The 21,010-nt window shown below is 70.9% G+C and carries 17 protein-coding genes; 5 read left to right on the top strand and 12 right to left on the bottom strand.

Going from position 1 to position 21,010, the window contains the following annotated elements; translation table 11 throughout:
* Together galK and galT are read right to left on the bottom strand one after the other, a co-directional pair.
* Positions 1 to 1,136, bottom strand: a 1,136-nt coding sequence (galK, locus tag NS283_RS02830) for a galactokinase (RefSeq protein WP_058595372.1), incomplete at its 3' end; no start/stop codon positions are given.
* The gene (galT, locus tag NS283_RS02825) at positions 1,133 to 2,308 is read right to left on the bottom strand and encodes a galactose-1-phosphate uridylyltransferase (RefSeq protein ID WP_058595371.1); all 1,176 of its coding nucleotides are present in this window, start codon (positions 2,306 to 2,308) and stop codon (positions 1,133 to 1,135) included. The genes galT and galK, both read right to left, overlap by 4 nt.
* Positions 2,309 to 2,370: 62 nt before the next feature.
* Here galT and NS283_RS02820 point away from each other — a divergent pair, with 62 nt between their 5' ends.
* The 3 genes from NS283_RS02820 to NS283_RS02810 all read left to right on the top strand — a co-directional run bounded on the left by NS283_RS02820 (position 2,371) and on the right by NS283_RS02810 (position 4,033).
* Positions 2,371 to 3,324, top strand: coding sequence for a LacI family DNA-binding transcriptional regulator (locus NS283_RS02820; RefSeq protein WP_058595370.1), 954 nt, complete (start codon positions 2,371 to 2,373; stop codon positions 3,322 to 3,324).
* 68 nt (positions 3,325 to 3,392) lie between these two features.
* Positions 3,393 to 3,656, top strand: coding sequence for a hypothetical protein (locus NS283_RS02815; protein WP_058595369.1), 264 nt, complete (start codon positions 3,393 to 3,395; stop codon positions 3,654 to 3,656).
* Positions 3,653 to 4,033 (top strand): type II toxin-antitoxin system VapC family toxin, encoded by a 381-nt coding sequence (locus NS283_RS02810; protein ID WP_058595368.1) that lies wholly within the window; start codon positions 3,653 to 3,655, stop codon positions 4,031 to 4,033. The genes NS283_RS02815 and NS283_RS02810 overlap by 4 nt, the downstream gene beginning before the upstream one ends.
* A 136-nt stretch (positions 4,034 to 4,169) precedes the next feature.
* Here the strand turns inward: NS283_RS02810 and NS283_RS02805 are convergent, their stop codons facing one another.
* From NS283_RS02805 to NS283_RS02770, 8 genes are all read right to left on the bottom strand, one after another.
* Positions 4,170 to 5,798, bottom strand: coding sequence for a sensor histidine kinase (locus NS283_RS02805; protein ID WP_058595374.1), 1,629 nt, complete (start codon positions 5,796 to 5,798; stop codon positions 4,170 to 4,172).
* Positions 5,799 to 5,911: 113 nt separating this feature from the next.
* Positions 5,912 to 6,352 carry a cupin domain-containing protein gene (locus NS283_RS02800; RefSeq protein WP_058595367.1) on the bottom strand — a complete coding sequence of 147 codons (441 nt, stop codon included), beginning with the start codon at positions 6,350 to 6,352 and terminating at the stop codon, positions 5,912 to 5,914.
* Positions 6,349 to 6,912 carry a pyridoxine/pyridoxamine 5'-phosphate oxidase gene (locus NS283_RS02795; RefSeq protein WP_058595366.1) on the bottom strand — a complete coding sequence of 188 codons (564 nt, stop codon included), beginning with the start codon at positions 6,910 to 6,912 and terminating at the stop codon, positions 6,349 to 6,351. The genes NS283_RS02800 and NS283_RS02795 overlap by 4 nt, the downstream gene beginning before the upstream one ends.
* Before the next feature lie 164 nt (positions 6,913 to 7,076).
* Positions 7,077 to 8,795: a glycoside hydrolase family 35 protein gene (locus tag NS283_RS02790; RefSeq protein WP_058595365.1), complete on the bottom strand. Its 1,719-nt coding sequence runs from the start codon at positions 8,793 to 8,795 to the stop codon at positions 7,077 to 7,079.
* 15 nt (positions 8,796 to 8,810) lie between these two features.
* Positions 8,811 to 10,331: an arabinosylfuranosidase ArfA gene (gene arfA, locus NS283_RS02785; protein WP_058595364.1), complete on the bottom strand. Its 1,521-nt coding sequence runs from the start codon at positions 10,329 to 10,331 to the stop codon at positions 8,811 to 8,813.
* Between the two features lie 78 nt (positions 10,332 to 10,409).
* On the bottom strand, positions 10,410 to 11,762 hold the full coding sequence (locus NS283_RS02780; RefSeq protein ID WP_058595363.1) for an ABC transporter substrate-binding protein: 1,353 nt from the start codon (positions 11,760 to 11,762) through the stop codon (positions 10,410 to 10,412).
* Positions 11,763 to 11,844: 82 nt separating this feature from the next.
* Positions 11,845 to 12,654, bottom strand: a complete 810-nt coding sequence (locus NS283_RS02775) for a carbohydrate ABC transporter permease (protein ID WP_058595373.1) — start codon at positions 12,652 to 12,654, stop codon at positions 11,845 to 11,847.
* Between the two features lie 113 nt (positions 12,655 to 12,767).
* Positions 12,768 to 13,691, bottom strand: a complete 924-nt coding sequence (locus tag NS283_RS02770) for a carbohydrate ABC transporter permease (protein ID WP_058595362.1) — start codon at positions 13,689 to 13,691, stop codon at positions 12,768 to 12,770.
* A 172-nt stretch (positions 13,692 to 13,863) separates the two neighbouring features.
* Between NS283_RS02770 and NS283_RS02765 the strand changes: the two genes are divergently transcribed.
* Positions 13,864 to 14,847 (top strand): LacI family DNA-binding transcriptional regulator, encoded by a 984-nt coding sequence (locus NS283_RS02765; RefSeq protein WP_153003266.1) that lies wholly within the window; start codon positions 13,864 to 13,866, stop codon positions 14,845 to 14,847.
* A 665-nt stretch (positions 14,848 to 15,512) separates the two neighbouring features.
* Complete coding sequence (locus tag NS283_RS18305; protein ID WP_081317223.1) at positions 15,513 to 19,061, top strand: glycoside hydrolase; 3,549 nt, start codon at positions 15,513 to 15,515, stop codon at positions 19,059 to 19,061.
* 96 nt (positions 19,062 to 19,157) lie between these two features.
* Here NS283_RS18305 and NS283_RS02755 read toward each other — a convergent pair whose 3' ends face one another.
* Complete coding sequence (locus NS283_RS02755) at positions 19,158 to 20,258, bottom strand: substrate-binding domain-containing protein (protein WP_058595360.1); 1,101 nt, start codon at positions 20,256 to 20,258, stop codon at positions 19,158 to 19,160.
* Positions 20,255 to 21,010 (bottom strand): heparinase II/III domain-containing protein (locus tag NS283_RS02750; protein ID WP_193752619.1); only part of this gene is annotated, 756 nt, incomplete at its 5' end. The genes NS283_RS02755 and NS283_RS02750, both read right to left, overlap by 4 nt.

The raw sequence follows: 21,010 nt of genomic DNA, 5'->3' as shown, positions 1-21,010 counted from the left end.
GCGCCCTCGGACGGCGTCACGGTGAACACGTTCGGGGCGCGGAAACCGGATGCCGCGAACGCGGCGAGAACCGCCTCGGTCGCCGCCGGGATGAGGCCGGTGGGGATCAACGCGATCGCCGCCCCGCCGAAGCCGCCGCCGGTCATGCGGGCACCGAGGGCGCCCGCGGCGAGAGTCGTCTCGACGGCGAGGTCGAGCTCGGGCACCGAGATCTCGAAGTCGTCGCGCATCGACGCGTGCGATGCCGTCAGCAGGTCGCCGATCTCCGTCGGGCCCTCGGCGTCGAGCGCGGCCACGGTGTCGAGCACGCGCTGGTTCTCGGTGACGATGTGGCGCACGCGGCGGAAGGTGACGTCATCCAGGATCTCCTGGGCGCGCGGCAGGTCGTCGACGGTGAGGTCGCGCAGGGCCGCGACACCGAAGGCGGCCGCCCCGCGCTCGCACGCCTCGCGGCGCTCGCGGTACCCGCCCGAGGAGTGCGCGTGCTCGACGAGCGTGTCCGTGACGAGGATCGACAGCCCGGCGTCGGCGAAGCCGAGAGGCACCGCGCGTGTCTCGAGCGTGCGGCAGTCGAGGAACGTCGCCGCGTCGGTGACGCCGAGCATCGACGCCATCTGGTCCATGATCCCGGTCGGGGCGCCGACCGCGTCGTTCTCGGCGATGCGCCCCACGCGGGCGAGGGCGACCTTGTCGAGACCGGCGTTCCACACGTCGTTGAGGGCGGATGCCACGGCCCCCTCGATCGCGGCGGACGACGACAGGCCCGCCCCCACCGGCACCTCCGACGCCAGGGCGATGTCGACGCCGCGAGGTTCGGCATCCGGGGCCTCCCGAAGCAACGCCCACGCCACGCCCAGCGGGTACCCCGCCCAGTCGAGGCCGCCGGCGGCGATGCGGGCGTCGAGCTCGGCGAGCGGGACCTCGACCGCGTCGTCGGCGAACGTCGACCGAACGCGGATCACGTCGTCGTCGCGCAGCGCGACCGCGGCGGCCGTGCGCTGGGCGATCGCGAAGGGGAAGACGAAACCTTCGTTGTAGTCGGTGTGCTCGCCGATCAGGTTGGCGCGGCCGGGGGCCGACCAGACGCCCACGGCGGGAGCGGCGAGCAGGGCGAGGGCGTCGTCGACGGCGCTCATGCCGTCACCTCCGGAACGGTGTCGAGGGCGGCGCGCAGGCGCTCGGCCTGCGACTCGGGGGTCACGTCGCCGATCCAGGCGCCCATGGCGGCCTCGGATCCGGCGAGGTACTTCAGCTTGTCGGCCGCACGGCGCGGCGAGGTGATCTGCAGGTTGAGGCGCACGGCATCCCTCGCCCGTCCGACCGGCGCCTGGTGCCAGGCGGCGATGTAGGGGGTGGGGGTGTCATACAGGGCGTCGATGCCGCGCAGCAGCCGGAGGTAGAAGGGCGCCAGCTCGTCGCGCTCGGCGTCGGTCGTCTCGGCGAGATCGGCGACGTGGCGGTGCGGGAGCACGTGCACCTCGATGGGCCAGCGGGCCGCGAACGGCACGAAGGCGGTCCAGTGCTCGCCGCGCAGCACGACGCGCTCGCCGGCGGACTCGAAGTCGAGGATGCGCGCGAACAGGTCGCTCGAGGTGCGCGAGATCGTGTCGAGCAGGCGGTGCGTGCGCGGCGTCACATACGGGTAGGCGTAGATCTGCCCGTGCGGGTGGGGGAGGGTGACCCCGATCTGCTCCCCGCGGTTCTCGAACGGGAAGACCTGACGGATGCCGGGCAGAGCCGAGAGCGCCGCGGTCCGGTCGGCCCACGCCTCGATGACGGTGCGGGCGCGGGTGCGCGAGAGCGATCCGAACGACCCCTCGTGCGCGGGGCTGAAGCACACGACCTCGCAGCGTCCGACCGAGGTGCGCGTGCGGCCCAGGCCGAGGTGCTCGAGGTCGTCGTCTCCGCGCGGGGGGTCGATCGCGGCCGGAGCGTCGCCGACCGCGCTGTCGAGCGCGGGACCGAACGACGGCGACTTGTTCTCGAAGACCGCGACGTCGTACAGCGACGGGATCTCGGACGGGTTGGTCGGCGTCTGCGGCGACAGCGGGTCGAGGTGCGCGGGGGGCAGGAACGCGCGGTTCTGGCGATTGGATGCCACGGTGATCCAGTCGCCCGTCAGCACGTCCTGCCGCATGGTCGCCGTCATCGGCCGGGGGTCGAGGGTGCGGGCGTCGATCGCGCGCTCGGCGCCGAGCGTCGTGTCGGGGTCGTCGAAGTAGATGAGCTCACGTCCGTCGGCCAGGTGCGTGGGCCGCTTGACGACGCCGGCGCCCAGAGGCACCGCGGAGAGGATGTCCGTGTTCACGATAACACGCTACATCCGGCGCGTGATATCGTCAACATCGAGGGGGCGTGATGCGTGTATCCATGGCCGACGTGGCCGCAAGGGCCGGGGTCTCGGCGCAGACGGTGTCGCGGGTCGCGAACGGCAGCCCCCGGGTCGACCCCGCGACACGGGCGCGCGTCGAGAAGGCGATGGCCGACCTCGGCTATCGCATGCACCGCGCCGCGCGGGCGCTGCGTACCGGGCAGACCTCGACCATCGGCCTCGTCGTGTCGACCCTCGCGTCCGTCGGCAACTCGCGCATGCTCCAGGCGATCTCCGAGGCCGCCGCTGCCCGCGACTACGCCCTCGCCGTCGTGACGGTCGGGGAGCGAGGCATCCGCGAGGCGTTCGCCCGCCTGCGGTCGCAGGGCGTCGATGGGGCCGTCGTGCTGAACGAGGCGACCGAGCTCGCGCGCGACGCGCAGCCGCCCGCGGATCTGCACCTCGTCGTGGTCGACTCCCCGGCCGACGCGCGGTTCTCGATCGTGCAGACCGACCACGCCGGCGGCGCACGGGCCGCGGCCGCCCACCTCCTTGCCCTCGGCCATGACACGGTGCACCACCTCGGCGGACCGCGCGGCTCGTTCGCCGCGGCCGAGCGCGAGCGGGGATGGCGCGAGGCGCTCGCGGACGTCGGGCTCGTCGCGCCCGAACCGGTCCGCGGCGATTGGACGTCGGCATCCGGGTACTCCGCCGTCGCGGGCCTCACCGGTGTCACGGCGATCTTCGTCGCCAACGATCAGATGGCCCTCGGTGCTCTGCGCGCTCTCGCCGACGAGGGCCGCCGTGTTCCCGAGGATGTCTCCGTGGTGGGCTTCGACGACATCGCGGATGCCGCGGAGTTCCGCCCGCCGCTGACCACCGTCCGCCAGGACTTCGACGCGCTGGGCCGTCGCGCCGTCGTCGCCCTGATCGCGGCGATCGAGGGCGGCGATCCGGTCGCAGAGACGGTGCCGGCGACACTGGTGGTGCGCGAGAGTACCGCTGCGCGGTGAGTGTCGCCCTTCGTGTGACCCTCAGTTGAGCGGTGGTACACCGAATGTTCAGGTGGTACACTCGAGCCATGCCGACCACCCGTCCCCGCACCCAGGTGACGCACACCGTCGAGATCGAGGAGGCGCTGCAGATCGCGCGTTCCCGCTGGCCCGATGAGTCGCCGAGCGCGCTGATCACGCATCTCGTCGTCGCGGGTGGTCGCGCCCTCCGCGGCGAGGAGTCTCGACGTTCCGCCGCACAGCGTCGCCGCATCGACCTCGTCATCGACCAGTTCGCGGGGATCTACCCCGAGGGTTACCTGCGGGAACTCCGCGAGGATTGGCCGGAGTGATCGTTCTCGACGCCGGCGTCATCATCGCTCTGTTCACTCCCGGTGACGCCCATCACGATCGCGCCAAGAAGCTGCTGGCCGACGACCCTGGTCCGTTTCTGATGCACCCGCTCACGGTCGCCGAGACGCTGGTCGGGGCGGCACGCGTCGGCCGAGAGGCGGAGATGTGGCGAGCCCTGCGCGCTCTGCGGGTCGAGGCGGTGGACATGGGCCCCGACGAGCCGGTGCTCGTGGCGACCTTGCGCGCTCGCCACTCGCTGAAGATGCCCGACACGTGCGTTCTCGCCGCCGCCACGCACCTCGACGCTCCGCTCGCGACGTTCGACGACCGGCTCGGCGCGGTCGCCGACCAGCTGTCGCTTCGCCATCACGCATAAACGGCATCCACGCGCAGAAACACGAGCAGCTCGCGTTTATGTGCGTGGATCGCGTTTAGGCAAGGGGCCGAACCGCCGCGTCGATCGCCCGCACCATCCGCGGGGGAACCCGCGCCCGTGAGGCCGTGCGCCCGGCCTACGCGGCCGGGAGATCCATCGTCACGGTCGTGCGACCGTCGGGAGCGCTGTCGAGCCCGACGGTGCCGCCGTGCGCGACGGCGATCGCGCGAACCGTCGTGAGCCCGAGGCCGAAACCCTGGATCTCACCCGATCGCGCAAGCGAACCCCGGTAGAAGCGGTCGAAGGCTCGACGCTGTTCGGTCGGCCCGAGACCGGGGCCGTCGTTGGTCACCGCCAGCACCGCGCGGCCGTCGTGGACGCCGTACGACACGGTGATCGCGGACGACGGGATGCCGAACTTCACCGCGTTCGTGAGCAGCTCGACGATCGCGAGGCGCACCTGTGTGCCGTCGAGTCGGGCGGACGTGGGGCCGGTGGCGGCCGTCTCGATGAGGAACGCGCGGGCGTCGGCGAACGCGGCGACCTCGGCGACCGCGGTGGCGACGATCTCGCCGAGGTCGACGTCGTCCGGGTGGAGCGTCTTCTCGCTCTCGCTCGCCGCGAAGAGATCGCGCACCCGGTGCGACAGATCGGCGGTGCGGCGGGTGACCACGTCGACGTAGCGCTTCAGGCGGGTGTCCTCGGGTCCGACCTCGTCGTCGATGAGGTCGAGGAATCCGGTGATGCTCGTGAGCGGCGTGCGCAGTTCGTGCGACACCGTGCGCAAGAACTGCTCGCGCACCTCGATCGTCTCGGCGAGAACCGTGGCGTCGTAGATGACGATGACGGTTCCGCGCACGTCGCCGTCGGCTCGGCGCACCCGGCCCGATGAGGCGACCACGGCGACGGGGGCGTCCGCGGGGCCCCACCACTCGAACTCGTCGCTGACGGCGTCGCCCGCGAGAGCGCGCGGAATCACCTGTTCCCTCGCGGGGACGACGCTGGTGCGGTCGGCGTCGAAGACCGCGTCCCCGGCCATCGGCGGCTCGTCGAGGCGGAAGCCGCCCAGTTCGGCAAAGCGGTGCGCCCGGGCGTTGGCGATCTCCAACCGCCCCTGGGCGTCGTAGAAGATGACCCCGGCGTTCACGGTGTCGACGATGCCCAGGGCGACGGACTGGGTGTCCCGTGCCTCATCCAAGGCCTCGGCCTGGGCGCGAGACGCCCGCGCCAGTTGCCGCGAGTTGCGCCGCAGGTGGCGCGCGGCGACGAAGACGATGACGGCGACCCCCACGACGAGGGTCGGCATGATCACGACGTTCGCCCACTCGACCGGCGACGACGGCCAGGCTCCGACGTAGACGAAGCGGAACGAGGTGATGAAGCCCGTTCCGAACACGCCGACGAGGATGCCGTACCAGGGGAATCCGTAGGCGAGCCACAGCACGGGGAAGATCGCGAGCACCGAGACGGAGGGGAATGTGGGGAGGAGTTCGGCGCGGATCAGGGCGACGGCGAGCAGATCGAGGACCGCGACGAGCATCATCCACGAGCGAGGGAGGCGCTCCCAGGGTACGGCGAGCGCGAGGACGCTCGCGATGATGCTGAGGACCGCCCCCGCGACGACGACGCCCGCGGTGAGGGTCGAGGGCTGGGCGAGACCCGCGATACCGACGAGGAAGACCACCGCGAGCACGAAGGGGAGTTGCGCGCGGAGGAACACCCGCGACCGCCCGCGAGGGGTGGCCTCCATCTCGAACAACGGCATCGACGCGCCCCTCCTCTCTGCGCTCCGACCGTACTCGACACGATCGCCGCGCAGGCAGCCTTGCGCGACGACGGCCGGGGATGCCGCGAACGACAGGTGCGGCATCCGGCCCGTCACGCCGAGGGGCCCCAGGGCATCGGACGGTCGGTGTCCCGCGATGCGTCGTCGGGAAGGTGCGGGAGCGCCTCCCCTCCTGCCCGGATGCAGAGCCAGCGCAGTTCACCCGTTCCTTCGGGGTCCGCGCGCCAGGTGCGCCACACGTTCTGGCCGACTCGCACGACGCTGCCTGGTCCGACGTCCACGACATCGCCGTCGAGCCCCATCTGACCACGGCCCTCGAGGAACACGTACAGCTCCTCGACGCGGGTGTGCGTATGCCAGTACCCCGCCTCCTCCCCGGGAAGGAGCGCGTTCGCCGTCATGCCGATGAACTGCATCGTCAACTCGTGATCGACCACGCGGCGTCCGTCGCGCGAGCGGGCTGGGGCAAAGCCGCCGAAGTGATCGCGCCAGGCATCGAGCCCGCCGATCTCAGTGATCTCGTAGTCGCTCATCGGGTCTCGCTCTCGGGGTCGATCAGCTGCCAGTCGTCGTCGGTGCGACGGTAGATCGTGCGCAGGTGTTTGCGGTCGGCGGAGCCCTGCCAGAACTCGACGCGATCGGCGACCAGACGCCACATCACCCACTCGCCGGGGCCGATGCCGTCGCGAGCGGCGGCCGAGCGAGCGGCGAGATCCGCCGCCGAGTCCTCCGCCGAGGCCTCGACCACCTTGCCCCGCACACGGACGGCCCGCAGCACGGCAGGCCACCAGAAGTTCAGCGCTGCGGCGGGGTGGGCGGCCAACTGCCCGGCCTTCGCCGAGGCGCGGGGGCCGGCGAAGGCCCACCCGTCCGGTCCGAGATCTTTGAGGATCAGTGTGCGCGCGTCCGGGATGCCATCGGCATCGACCGTCGCGAGAGTGGCGCCATGGGCTTCCGCGACGCCGGCCTCGACGGCCTCCCGGATCCAACGCGCGAACAGATGCTCCGGCAGGTCGGGGAGGGGCTCGGCATCCGTGGCCGGCGGAGTCCCCGTGAGGGAGGGGAGCGAGCGGAGCCAGGCGGCCATCGTCATGCCCCCATCCTGCCCCGTGTCTCCCCGCGTGAGTCGCCAAGAATTGTCGCTTCAGGCGCTCCGGAAGCGACAATTCTTGGCAACTCAAGCGCGTCGCGAGCCTCACGCACCTCACGCGCGCGGAGCGCGCGGCACACCTCACGCGCGGCCGTGCTCGGGGCGGATTACTCCTCCAGCTGCCCCAGCGACGGGGCGGCGACGAAGCGCGCGACGGGATCGACGGCATGCTCCAGCTCGAGGACGACGATCTCGTTGGCGCCGGCGCGCAGTGCGGGGGCGGGAACGTACAGCGTCCGCTGGGGCACGTTGTTCCAGTACCGGCCGAGGAAGAAGCCGTTCACGAACGCGAAGCCCTTGCCCCAGGCGCCCGTGTCGAGGAACAGGTCTGCGGGGGCGCCCAGGTCGAAGGTGCCTCGCAGCAGCGCCCGCCCCAGGGTGCCTTCCCCGGTGCCGGCGGCCGATGCCACCTCGACCGGCGTCGCGGTCCAGCCGACGAGCGGGGCACCGCCCAGCGTCGCCCCACCGATCAGGCCCTTGGCCTCGCCCAGGCGGTCGGCGTAGTTGACGCGCCCCTGGTCCTCGACGAGCACGGTGAGTCGCGACCCCGCGGGGATGGCGAGCGCCCGCTCGTGCAGTGTCCGCGAGAGGCGCCCGACGAACACACCGTCCACGTGCACCCACGCCAGGTCGCGCACCTCGCCGAAGACCAGCGCGGCTGGACCCGAGAACGGGGGCAGCTCCACGTCGTATCGCACCAGCGGACCGAGGTGTCCGAGCTCCTCGAACGTCGCGGGGTCGTCTGAGACGGAACCCGTGGGTGCCGGCATCCAGTCGCCCTCTCCCGACAGCACCACCTCGAGGACCGGCGCTTCCGGCCGGCCGGACGGCACGTCCGAAGGCACGGGCGCGTACTTCGCGATGACCTCGCGGAACGCGTGGAACTTCGCCGTCGGGTGACCCGACTCGTCGATGGGGGCGTCGTAGTCGTAGGAGGTGACGATCGGGTCGAAGCGTCCCTTGTCGTTCGCGCCGTTCGTCGTGCCGAAGTTGGTCCCGCCGTGCACCATGTAGATGTTCACCGAGGCGCCGGCGGCGAGCAGCACGTCGAGGTCGTGGGCGGATGCCGCGGGGTCGGTCGTGTGGTGGATGCTGCCCCACCAGTCGAACCAGCCGTCCCAGAACTCGCTGCACATGAGCGGGCCCGTCGGCTGATGCTCGCGGAGGGTCGCGAGCCGTTCTTCCGACCGTGAGCCGAAGGATCCGGTGAGGTGCAGCTCGGGCAGGCTCCCCGCCTCGAGCATCCACGGCATGGGCTGGTCGACGGTGGTCAGCGGCACGGTGATGCCGGCATCCTTCGTCACCCGCACGAGCTCGCGCAAGTACTCCTTGTCGGAGCCGTAGGCGCCGTACTCGTTCTCGATCTGCACGAGCACGACGTTGCCGCCGCGGTCGATCTGGCGCGGAGCCACGATCTCGTACACACGACGCAGGTACTCCGACACGGCCTCGACGAACTGCGGCTCGGAACGGCGGATGCCGATCCCCGGCGTCGAGGTCAGCCACACCGGCAGACCGCCGTTGTGCCACTCGGCGCAGATGTATGGCCCCGGGCGCACGATCGCGTGCAGACCCTCGGCGGCGATTAGGTCGAGGAAGCGTCCGAGGTCGTTCCACCCGGTGGCATCCCATTCGCCCTTCACCGGCTCGTGGGCGTTCCACGCGACGTACGTCTCGATGGTGTTCAGGCCCATCGCCTTGGCCGTGCGGATGCGGTCGGCCCAGTGCTCGGGGTGGATGCGGAAGTAGTGCAGGGTGCCCGAGATGACCTGGTGCGGTCGCCCGTCGAGCAGGAAGTCGGTTTCGCCGATGGTGAAGGTCGTCACGGTGTCTTTCGGGGGTCAGGCGAGCGAGCGCGCGCGCACGCGCGCCCAGGCGAGAGCGGGGAGGGTGAAGCGCAGGATGCCGTCGTCGCCGACCCGCACGTTGAGGGCGACGGGGGAGACGGGCTCGCCCTCGGCCGAGTTGGTTGTGTGGCGGTCGCCGCCCTCGGGGATCGTCACCACGACCGCCTCGACGGCATCGACCGCGCCGAGGTCGAGCTCGATCTCGGTCGCCGCGTGCAGGTCGCGGTGCGCGAGGAACACGGTGACGTCGCGTCCGTCGACGGTGGCGATCGCGTCGACTGCGTCGACGGCGCCGTGGCGGGCGGTGTCGATCGTCGCGCCCTCGACGTGCGGTACGACGACGCGACCGGATGCCGCTTCCGCGGTGAGTCTGAAGGGGTGGAACGTGCTCTGGCGCCATGCCGCCCCGCCGCCGGGCTCGGTGCGGATCGGGGCGATGACGTTCACGAGCTGCGCGAGGTTCGCCATCGAGACACGGTCGGCGCGGCGCAGGAGTGTGATGAGCAGGGAGCCGACGACCACGGCGTCGGTGACGGTGTAGTCGTCCTCGATGAGGCGCGGGGCGATCGGCCAGTCGCCCGTGAAGACGCGGGGCTTGTCGACCTCGTTCCACCGGGTCTGGTTCCAGACGTTCCACTCGTCGACGCTGATGCCGATCGGGTTACCGTCGGGGGTCGTCGCACCGACCTCGTCGATGATGCCGGCGACCTCGACGATGTAGCGGTCGAGGGCCGCGCCGCTGGCGAGGAAGCTCGCGGGGTCGTCGGGGTCCTCTTCGTAGTAGGCGTGGACCGAGATGTGGTCGATGAGACCGGCCGTGTGCCGCAGCACCGTGCGCTCCCAGGCGCCGAACGTCGGCATCTCGTGGTTCGAGCTGCCGGCGGCGACGAGCTCGACGGTCGGGTCGATGAAGCGCATCATGCGCGCGGTCTCGGCGGCGAGACGCCCGTACTCGTCGGCGGTCTTGTGGCCGATCTGCCACGGACCGTCCATCTCGTTGCCGAGACACCAGAGACGGATGCCGAAGGGTTCGTCGCGTCCATTCTCGCGGCGGCGCTCGCTCAGCGCGGTGCCGGAGGGGTGGTTGGTGTACTCGAGCAGGTCGGCGGCCTCGGCGACGCCGCGCGTCCCGAGGTTGACCGCCTCCATGACCTCGAGCCCGGCGGCATCCGCCCACTCGGCGAACTCGTGCAGGCCCACCTGGTTGGTCTCGGTGCTGTGCCACGCGGCATCCAGGCGCACCGGACGCTCCTCGCGCGGGCCGACGCCGTCCTCCCAGCGGTACCCCGACACGAAGTTGCCGCCGGGGTAGCGCACGACGGTGGCACCGAGCTCGCGCACGAGCTCGAGGACATCGGCGCGGAAGCCCGCGGCATCCGCCGTCTCGTGTCCGGGGCTGTGGATGCCGTCGTACACGCAGCGGCCCATGTGTTCGACGAACGTGCCGAACAGGCGGTGCGGCACGGCGGCGCCGAGGGCGTCCCGGTCGACGGCGATGCGGGTGGGGGAGGTCATGCGGGTCTCCTGGAGGAAAGGAAGGGAAGGGGCGGGTCGCTCGCTCGCGCGTTGCGACCCGCCCCCTGATGATCGTGCTTACTTGTTGACCGAGAAGCCCTGCTCGTTGCCGTACTGCACGAGCTGGTCCTGCCAGGCGCTGAGGCCCTTGTTCAGGTCGCCCTTTGTGGCGTACGCCTGGCCCACGGTGTCGTTGAAGATGCTGTTCGCGTACACCTGGTAGGGCAGGTAGCTCCAGCCCTCGCGCACCTCGCTCGAGGCCTGCGTGAGGACCTCGTTGATCTTCTGGCCACCGAAGTAGTCCGACGCCTTGTCGACGAAGGAGGGGTCGCTCAGCTGAGCGGTCGTGGACGGGAAGCCGCCGGACTCGGCGAAGATCTTCAGGCTCTCCTCGTCGTTGTTCAGCCACTTGAGGAAGCCCGCGGCCAGAGCCGGGTTCTTGCTCTGCTTCGTGACCGCCTGGCCACCGCCGCCGTTCTCGGCCGTGACGGCCTTGCCGTCATAGGTCGGGATGGGTGCGACGGCCCACTTGCCGGCGCCGTCGGGAACCGACGACTCGAGCACGCCCGGCATCCACGCGCCGATCACGAGCGAGGCGATCGAGCCGTCACCGAGGCCCTTGAACCACTCGTCGCTCCAGCTCGGGGTGTCGGAGATGAGGCCGCCCTCGATGAGGCGGTTCCAGTTGTCGGCGAACTTCTTCGAGCCCTCGTCCTGCAGGTCGACGGTCACGTCGGTGCCGGAGGTCGTGAAGGGCGTGCCGCCGGCCTGCCAGATCATGCTGGTGGTGAAGCCCGCGTCGCCGGTGTCGGCGGTGATGTACTTCGTCGGGTCGGCCGCGTGCAGCTTCTGCGCTGCCGCGAGGTACTCGTCCCACGTGGTCGGCACCGAGATGCCGTACTGGTCGAACACCGACTTGTTGTAGAAGAGGGCCATGGGGCCCGAGTCCTGCGGGAGGCCGTAGATCTTTCCGTCGAAGTCGACCGAGCCCCAGGTGCCGGGGCTGTAGTCGCCCTTGAGGTCGGCGAAGCCGTACGACGACAGGTCGACGAGCGAGTCCGACAGGGCGAACTGCGGGAAGGCGTAGTACTCGATCTGCACGACGTCAGGAGCGCCCGAGCCGGCCTTGATCGCGTTCTGGAGCTTCGCGTACTCGTCCTTGTTGGTGCCGGCGTTGACGTAGTTGACCTTGACGTTCGGGTACTTCGCCTCGAACGCCTTGACCTGCGCCTCGGCCGAGGGCGTCCACGACCAGTACGTGATCTCGCCACCGGCCTCGAGGGCCTTCTCGATGTCGTCGGCGCTTCCGCCGTTGCTTCCGCCGCCCGTGCTGCCGCCGGAGCAGGCAGTCAGCGCGCCCACCGTCAGCGCGGTCGCTGCGACGGCGAACACGGCCCGCCGCACGGCGGTGCCCTTGCCCATGAATGTCATCGGGATTCCTTCACTTCGTTGTTGTGGATGGTGTTGCGTGTTTCCGGGGCAGGACGCTCCGGGTTCGGGAGGAGATCGAGGGTCACTGCTTGACGCTGCCGGCGCTGAGCCCGGACTGCCAGAAGCGCTGCAGCACGAGGAACGCGGCGACGATCGGGATGATCGAGAGCACCGAGCCCGTGATGACGAGGTTGTAGATCGGCTGCGCCGCGACCCCGGTGGCCTGGGCGTTCCACTGGTTGAGGCCGACGGTGAGCGGGTACCACTGCGGGTCGCTCAGCATGATCAACGGCAGGAAGTAGTTGTTCCACGTCGCGACGACCGCGAACAGCAGCACGGTCACGATGCCGGGGGTCAGCAGCCGGATCGAGATGGTGAAGAAGGTGCGGAACTCGCCGGCGCCGTCCATGCGGGCGGCTTCGAGGAGCTCGGTGGGAATGGCATCCGTCGCGTACACCCAGATGAGGTACAGGCCGAAGGGGCTGATGAGCGAGGGGATGATGATCGCCCAGGGCGTGTTGGTGAGCCCGAGCTGGCTGAACAGCAGGAAGGTCGGCACCGCGAGAGCCGTGCCGGGCACGGCGATCGCGCCGAGGACGACGGCGAACACTGCTTTGCGTCCGCGGAAGTTGTACTTCGCCAGTCCGTACCCCGCGAGGGTCGCGAGCAGCGTCGCGCCACCGGCGCCGACGACGACGTAGAGCAGCGTGTTGCCGAGCCAGCGGACGAAGATGCCGTCGCGGTAGGTCAGCGTCTCGACGATGTTGTCGAACAGGGCGAAGCTGTTGCCGGGGCCGAGCCCGAAGGTCGTGAACAGGTCGGCCTGGGTCTTGGTCGCGTTGATGAGCAGCCAGAACAGCGGCACGAGCGTGTACAGCAGGTACAGGCCCATGACGATGCTCAGCACGAGCGACTTCTTGCTGCTCGTGGGGGAGCGGCGGGCGAGACGGGGGCCGCGCGAGGTCGTCACGGCCACGGTGTCGGTACGGGGTGCGGTCGCGGTGGTCATCGCGCCTCCTGACGAGAGCCGCGCAGCTGCACGACGTAGGCGATGACGGCGGTGATGACGCCCATGATGATCGCGATGGTGGCCGCGTAGTTGTACTGCTGGCCGGCGAACGAGAGGTTGTAGGCGTACATGTTCGGCGTGAAGAACGTCGAGATCACGTTCGGGGCCAGCGGCTTGAGGATGTTCGGCTCGTTGAAGAGCTGGAAGCTGCCGATGATCGAGAAGATCGTGGCGATGACGACCGCGCCGCGCACCGCGGGGATCTTGATCGAGAAGATCGTGCGCCATGCTCCGGCCCCGTCGATGGATGCCGCTTCGTACAGCTCGGTGGGGATCGTCTTCAGCGACGAGTAGAAGATGAGCATGTTGTAGCCCACGAACTGCCAGGTGACGATGTTGCCGATCGACAGCAGCATCCATTCGGGGAGGAAGGGCTGCACGAACTGCCCGCCGAGCAGGTCGTTGAGGTTGCGGGTCAGGCCGAACTGGTCGCCGTAGATGTATCCCCACATGAGCACCGCCACGACCGCCGGCACCGCGTAGGGGAGGAAGATCACGATCCGGTAGAAGCCGGCGGCGTGCAGACGTGCGCTGTCGATCGCGAGGGCCGCCGCGAGCGCGAGGATCAGCATGATCGGCACCTGCACGACGAGGAAGATGCCGACGCGCCCGAACCCGTCCCAGAACTTCTCGTCGCCGAACGCGGTGATGTAGTTGGCGAAGCCGACGAACGCGTTGCCGCCGATCAGCTGGTCGCGGAAGAGGCTGAGGTACACCGAGTACGCCAGCGGTGCGAGGAAGACCAGCGCGAACACGAGGGCGAACGGAGCGACGAAGAGCCAGCCGCGATCGTCGATACGTGCACGGCGTTTGCGACGCGGGGGGCGCAGAGCAGGCGGGGGTGCCGCGGTGGTCGTCATCGTCCAGAGCCTCTTCGTTGGTGCGCATCCCGGCCGGGTCGTCGAGATGTTGACGTAAACATAACTCCGCCGCGCTAGTGTGTCAACGTCAACATCCCAGGAGGTCACCGTGGCCGAGACGACGACGACGTCGAGCGTGGTTGCGCCGCGCGCACGACGGCGCGAGGTGTCGATGGCCGACGTCGCGGCGGCCGCCGGCGTGTCGGGACAGACCGTCTCGCGCGTCGCGAACGGCCGCACCAACGTCGATCCCGAGACCCGGCAACGGGTTCTGGATGCCATGACCTCGCTCGGCTATCGACCGAACAGCGCCGCGCGCGCTCTGCGCTCGGGACGCTTCCGCAGCATTGGCGTGATCATGTTCTCGCTGAGCTCGTACGGCAACACGCGCACGCTCGACGCGCTGGCGTCGATGGCCGCGGCATCCGGATACTCCATCACCCTCATCACGGTGCAGTCCGCGTCGCAGTCCGACGTGTCGGGGGCGTTCCTGCGCCTGCGCGAGCACGCGGTCGACGGCATCGTGATCCTCATCGAGACCCACCGCCTCGGCGAGAACGAGCTCTCGATCCCCTCGGGGCTGCCGGTCGTGGTCGTCGACTCGAGCGCCGACTATCCCTACGCCGTCGTCGACAACGACCAGGCCCAGGGCGCGCGCCTGGCCACCGAGCACCTGCTCGACCTCGGCCACGAGACGGTGTGGCACGTGTCCGGCCCGCTTGAGTCGTTCGCCGCCGAGCGCCGCAGCGCGGCGTGGCGGACCGCCCTGGAAGACCGCGGATGCCACGTGCCCGCGGTGCAGATCGGCGACTGGACGGCCGAGTCGGGACACGCGATCGGCGAGACGCTCGCGCAGGATCCGACGGTCACGGCGGTGTTCGCGGCCAACGACCAGATGGCGCTCGGGGTGATCCGGGCGCTGCACGAAGCCGGGCGAGCGGTGCCGGGGGACGTCAGCGTCGTCGGCTTCGACGACACGCCCGAGTCGGGGAACTTCTGGCCCCCGCTCACCACGGTGCGTCAGCGCTTCGAGCGCGTCGGTGAAGAGGCGATGAGCGCCCTGATCGCCGACATCGAGGGCACCGGCGGCGAGCACGCCCGCACCCTCGTGCCGACCTCGCTCGTGGTGCGGCAGAGCTCCGGCCCGCGGCGCTGAGGTTCGCGGCAGTCCCACGCCGAGGGTGCGGTGGGGCCGGGGCTGGGTCTGCGGTGGTGGGCGCGGGCCGAGGTGCGGGCGCGCGTGATGAACGGAGGATCTGGGGCTGCCGGAGGATCTTCGCGCAGGATTCCTCCTCCCTGTGTCCCTGACCCTCCGCCCGTCACGCGGTGCGGCGCCGGTGCGGTGGCGTGGTACTCGGTCCGTGCAGCATGCGGCGCCTTGCCGCGAGGGAGGAGCTCTGTGGAGGGGAGGACGGATGCCACGGCGCGCGTCCTCTTGCCCCGGAATCGCCCGCACTCGCGGGGCGCTGCGCGTCGGCGTCGGCGCGTGACGGGCGGAGGGTTTGGGGCGAGCGGAGGTCGCGCGCGATGGATCGCGTCCTCCCTCCGTCCCTGGTCCGTCGCGCGTCCCCACGCGCGTCGGCGGCGGCCGTGGCGGGCGGAGGACCTGGGGCGAGCGGAGGTCGAGCGCGGCGGATTCGTCCTCCCTCCGTCCCTGACCCTCCCTCCGTCACGCGGCGCTCCGCTCGCGCCGCCGCCCGGCACGCGACGGAACCGTTGCGCGCAGCGCGCGGATCGGCTTAGGCTCGGTGTTGACGTCAACATGTTGACGTCAACATCCCCCCACAGGTCGCACCGACGCGGCCGGAAACGGAAACGACGATGACGTCTCGAGTCCTTTCTTCCACGTGCGCCGCGGCTCTGGTCGCCGGCGTCCTGACCGCCGGAGCGGCCGCCGCGCCACCCCCGGCGAGAGCCGCCGACGACCCGTCGGCCGTGCGCATCACCCCCAACCCCGCCTCGGCCACCGAGGCCTTCGAGGGCTGGGGGACGAGCCTGGTGTGGTTCGCCAACGCCACGGGGAACTACCCCGCCGACGTGCGGCAGAAACTCTTCGACGCCGTCTTCGGCGACGAGGGGCTGAACCTCAACATCGCCCGGTACAACGTCGGCGGCGGCAACGCGACCGACGTGCCGCCGTACCTCCGCGCGGGTGGCGCGGTGCCGGGATTCTGGAACCCCGACCTTCCGGCGACGGATGCCGAGGGCGAGATCACCTCGACCTACGCCGACCGCGACCGCTACCGCGACGCGTGGAACCCCGACGACCCGACCCACTACGACTTCGACGCCGACTCCGCCCAGCGCTGGTGGCTCGACGCGTTGAAGGACAAGGTCACCCACTGGGAGGCGTTCAGCAACTCCCCGCCGTACTTCCTCACCGACAGCGGCTTCGTCTCGGGTGGGATCAACGACGCCACCAGTGAGCAGCTCCGCTCGGCCGACATGGAGAAGTTCGCCGGGTACATGGTCACCGTCGTCGACGAACTCGAGAAGGCCCATGGCATCCGGTTCGACACGATCGACCCGTTCAACGAGCCGAACACGAACTACTGGCAGACGCAGATCCCCGAGGGGGAGACCTGGCCGACGGGCGGTCGGCAGGAGGGTGCGCACATCGGCCCCGAACGCCAGGACGAGATGATCCAGGTCCTCGCCGACCGACTCGGGCGCGACGACACGACGACGAATGCCGTGATCTCGGCGATGGACGAGACGAACCCCGGCACGTTCGTGCGCAACTGGGACACCTGGTCGGACGCCTCGAAGGCCGCCGTCGACCAGCTCAACGTGCACACGTACGGCACGGGCGGTCGCCCGGTCGTGCGCGACATCGCGAAGGCCTCCGACAAGCCGCTGTGGATGAGCGAGGTCGAGGGCAACTGGACCGACACCAGCCGCGGCTTCGTCACGAACGACATCGAGAACGGCCTCGGCATGGCCTCGCACATCGTCGGCGATCTGCGCGAGCTCGAGCCCGAGGCGTGGGTGTTCTGGCAGCCCGTCGAAGACCTCTACAACATGGAGAAGGTCGAGAAGCTCAACTGGGGCAGCGTCTTCATCGACTTCGACTGCAACGCCGACGGGCTCTCGGAGCGCCGGATCGCCGACGGCGACGCCGACCCGAGCTGCCAAGTGCTGACGAACGAGAAGTTCAACACGGTGCGCAACTTCACGCACTACATCCAGCCCGGCGACCGGCTCATGGCGACGAACGACACGAACTCCACCGCGGCGATCGACGCCGACGGCCAGGGGGCGTCGATCGTCCACGTGAACGTGGGCGACGCCGAGCAGGTGGTCGAGGTCGACCTCAGCCGTTTCGGCGAGATCGAACCCGGTGCCACGGTCACCCCGATCGTGACGACGCAGTCGACCGCGGAAGAGCCCGCGGTGAACGCGCTGCGTGCCGGTGACGCGGTCGCCGTGGATGCGGCATCCGGAATCGCCCGGCTCACGATCCCGGCGAAGTCGGTCGTGACCTTCGAGGTCGACGGCGTCTCGGGCGTCGCCGCGGACGCACCGGCGTTCCGTGACGGCGACACCGTGCAGCTCGTCGGCGTGCAGAGCGGACTCGCCCTCGACGGCGACGACGATCTCACGATCGAGACGGATGCCACGACGCCCGAAGCGGCGCGTGCCCAGGGCTGGACCGTGCGCACGATCGACGGCGCCGGGACCAACCGCCACCGCTTCACGCTCCAGAACGGCGACGGGCTGTTCCTCGGTTCGCGCGACGGAGCGACGACGCTGGTCGACACCGACGCCGCGTCGGCGGCGAGCGACCCGGCGACCCAGTGGATGGGCTCGACGCTCGATGGCGAGACGTACTCGGTGCTCAACGTCGCGGCCGAGCGTGTCCTCGACGTCGACGGCGCGGCCACGGCGGCCGGGACGGCCGTGGGACTGTGGACCTCGAGCGGCGCGTCCAACCAGGCCTGGCGCCTGACGAGCACGACCGCCGTGGGCGCCGACCCCGTGTCGGCCGCGACGCCCGTCGGCACGGCTCCCGAGCTCCCCAGGACGGTCACGGTCCGCTACGCCGGGGGTGTGGGTCGCACGGCCCCGGTCACCTGGAACGCCGACGGTCTCGACTTCGGCACCGCGGGGACGGTGACCGTGCCCGGGACGGCCTCCGACGTGTTCGGGGCGTCGGTCGAGGCGCGCGCCGAGGTCGAGGTGGGCGCGTTCACGGCGACCCGTCCGCGCTCGGTGACCGTGGTCGCCGGCAGCGCGCTCGCCGCCGTGCAAGCGCAAGCCGATGACACCGTGCTCGCCGAGCTGCGTCCCTCGGGTGCGGGCTACGCGGTACCGGTTTCGTGGGACTGGAGCGACATCGACGAGGCGACGTTCGCCGAGCCCGGTGCCGTCGAGGTCCAGGGAACGACAGACGACGGCCTCGACGCCCGGCTCACGGTGATCGTGACCGCCGCGGTCGACCGCAACGTCGCGCCCGAGAGCACGCCGTCCGCCAGCTACACCGAGAGCGGCTACGGCGTCGACCGCACGATCAACGGCGACACGACCGACAAGGGCTGGTCGAACTGGCGACCGGATGCCAAGAACCCGTCCGACACGCTCACGTACGCGCTCGCCGCGGACGAGACCGTGCGCGGCGTCGCCGTGCAGTTCTACCGCGACGGCGGCCCCAGCTGGGCCGACACGCTCCGCGTGGACCATCGCGCGGGTGACGGCGCCTGGGTCGAGGGCCAGCCGGTCGCGGTTCCCGTGCCCGAGCAGGGCGCCCCGCGGGTCGAGGTGCCGGTCGACGGTGCGCGGGCCGACGAGGTGCGGGTCGTGCTGACCGCCCGCGAGGACCACCACATGATCGTGTCGGAGGTCGAGATCCTCGCCGACGCCCCGGCGCCCGCCGGGATCGCCGACCTCGCGCGACTGACCGTCGGCGACGACGCTGTCGCGGGATTCGACCCGGTGACGACCGAGTACGCCGTCACCGTCGAGAGCGACACCCTGCCGCAGCTGTTCGCTCTCGCGGTCGACGAGGACGCCGTCGTCACGATCGTGCAGCCTCAGGATGCCGACGGCACCGGCACCGTCCAGGTGACGGCCCCCGACGGGGCCTCGCGCACCTACACGGTCGCGGTGACCCTGGCCGAGCCCGGAACGCCGGGCCAACCCGGCGAGCCGGGGACGCCGGGGCAGCCGGGGCAGCCGAGCGAGCCGGGCACTCCCGCGCCGGCGGCACCCGGCGGGGACGACTCCGCCACCGGGCAGAACCCCGGGCGCGGTGACCTGGCCTCGACGGGTCAGGACACCACGGGCCTCGCCGTCACGGTCGGTGCGGCGCTGCTGGTGCTCGCGCTGGGCGCGGCGACGCTGCTGGTGCGTCGCCGTCGCGTGCGAGCGTGAGAAGTCGCGTGCGAGCGTGAGAAGTCGCGTGCGAGCGTGAGAGAAGGGGCGGTCCGCCGCGTGCGGGCCGCCCCTTTCCCCGCGCCGGAGGCCGCGTCAGGACCGGGGTGCCGCCGTCGAAGCGCGCACGTTCAGCCGTGGGCTCAGCTGCACGCGGTGCACCGGCCGGTCGGGCTCGGCGATGCGACGCGCGAGGAGTTCGACCGCCGCTTCGCCCACGCTCGCGCGTGGCGGGCTGACTGCGGTGAGCGCGGGCGTGAAGAGCTGGGCCACCTCGTCGTCGTACGCGATGATCGACAGGTCGTCGGGCACCGAGATGCCGCGCGTCAACGCGAGGTCGACGAACGCCATGGCCTCCGGGTCGGAGTGCACGAGCAACGCCGTGACGCCCGTGGCGAGGGCCGAGTCGAGCGTGGCGTTCACGACGTCCGAGAAGTCGGGGCTCGTCCGGTCGGGGAGCGTCTGCTCGAAGTGGTCGGCGGGGGTGAGCTCGAGCTCTTCGCACGCCGTCTGCCATCCCGCGGCGATCTTGCGCGAGGTGGGCGAGTGGCGCGAGAGGATCAGCCCCACCTTGCGGTGTCCGAGAGTCGCGAGGTGGCGCGCGGCGAGCAGGGCGCCGAGGGCGTGGTCGGTCGTGACGGACTCCATCGGGATGCCGCCGGCCCCGGTCACCGCGTCGCGCTCGACGAGGACGCTCGGCACGGGGCATTCCGCGAGCCAGCTCATCACGTCGGCGGCGTGCGCGGTGTCGGTGTTGGGGGCGACGATGAGCCCGCGCACGTCTCCGGTCGCGACGAGGCGCTCGAGCACGGGCCGCTCGTCCTGCAATTCGTACGACGCGCCGCGCAGGAGCATCTTGTAGCCGAGGCGGCGCCCGGCCGTCTCCATCCCGCGCACGACGCCCGGCCAGTAGTACGCGAGCGAGGGGACGAGGACGGCGATCGACCCCGTCGTCGTCTCGTCGGCGCGAGGTTCGGGAGGTGCCGGGGTGTTCTCGCCGGCGACCGCGCCGCCGTGGACACGGCGGAGCACCCCCTCTTTCTCGAGCTGAGCGAGGTCGCGGCGCAGGGTGACGGTGGCGACCCCGAGCTCGTCGGTGAGCTGTGAGATGCGCACGGCGCCGTCGCTGTGCAGGGCGCTCAGGATGTGGGCGCGGCGCTCGGCCGCGAGCGGCTGGTGCGGGGTGGTGTCGGTCATGGGGAGTCCTCGATCGGTGTGTCCAGTTCTACCGTGACCTGGAGCTGAGTGCGGGATGCCAGGGGCAGGGCGAGGCGCGTCAGACGGCCGCCCCACACCTCGGTGAGCATCGGGTCGTCGAGATGGCGCACTTCGGCCGTCGCGGCGACATCCTCCGGCCAGCGCAGTCGCACCGGACGAGCGCCGCCCTCGGGGATGACCCGCGCGCCCCCGGTCTCGAGACGGACCTCGCCCGCGACGAGCAGGTGCAGGAGGGTGTCGTCGCCGGTGGGGGCGTCGTCCGCGAATCGCCACGCGTCGTCGATCTCGACCCGTCCGGCCACGCGATCGAGTCGCGCTCGCCGTCGCCAGTGGTCCAGGCCCGCGTCGGGGTAGGCGGCCGCGAGGTCGGCCGTGAACGTCGAGGCGTCATCCCCGATCTCGGCGGTGGCACCGCGGGCGGCGGCATCCCTCCCCGCGGGTTGGGTGCGTCCGCGCACGACCGGCACGTTGTGCCACGCGCTCTGCATCGTCCAGATGCCGTACCGGTCGGGGCCGAACGTGGCCGCGGTGTAGGTCGGGCGGCCGGCGTCGACGATCACCGGGACGCCGTCCACCGCGACGAGGAACGAGCCGACGTCGTTGTGGTTGTGGTGCTCGCCGTTGTGGCCGCCTTTCGCGACGAGGGTGAGGCCGTCACTCGACCCGGCGCTCCCGCGCGCGATGTCTGGCTCGCCTCGACGGAGGTGTTCCTCGCGCGCGGGAGGGGCGGG

The sequence above is a fragment of the Microbacterium testaceum genome, assembly GCF_001476285.1.
Lineage (GTDB): Bacteria > Actinomycetota > Actinomycetes > Actinomycetales > Microbacteriaceae > Microbacterium > Microbacterium testaceum_B.
This window is presented reverse-complemented; position numbering and strand designations above follow the sequence as displayed.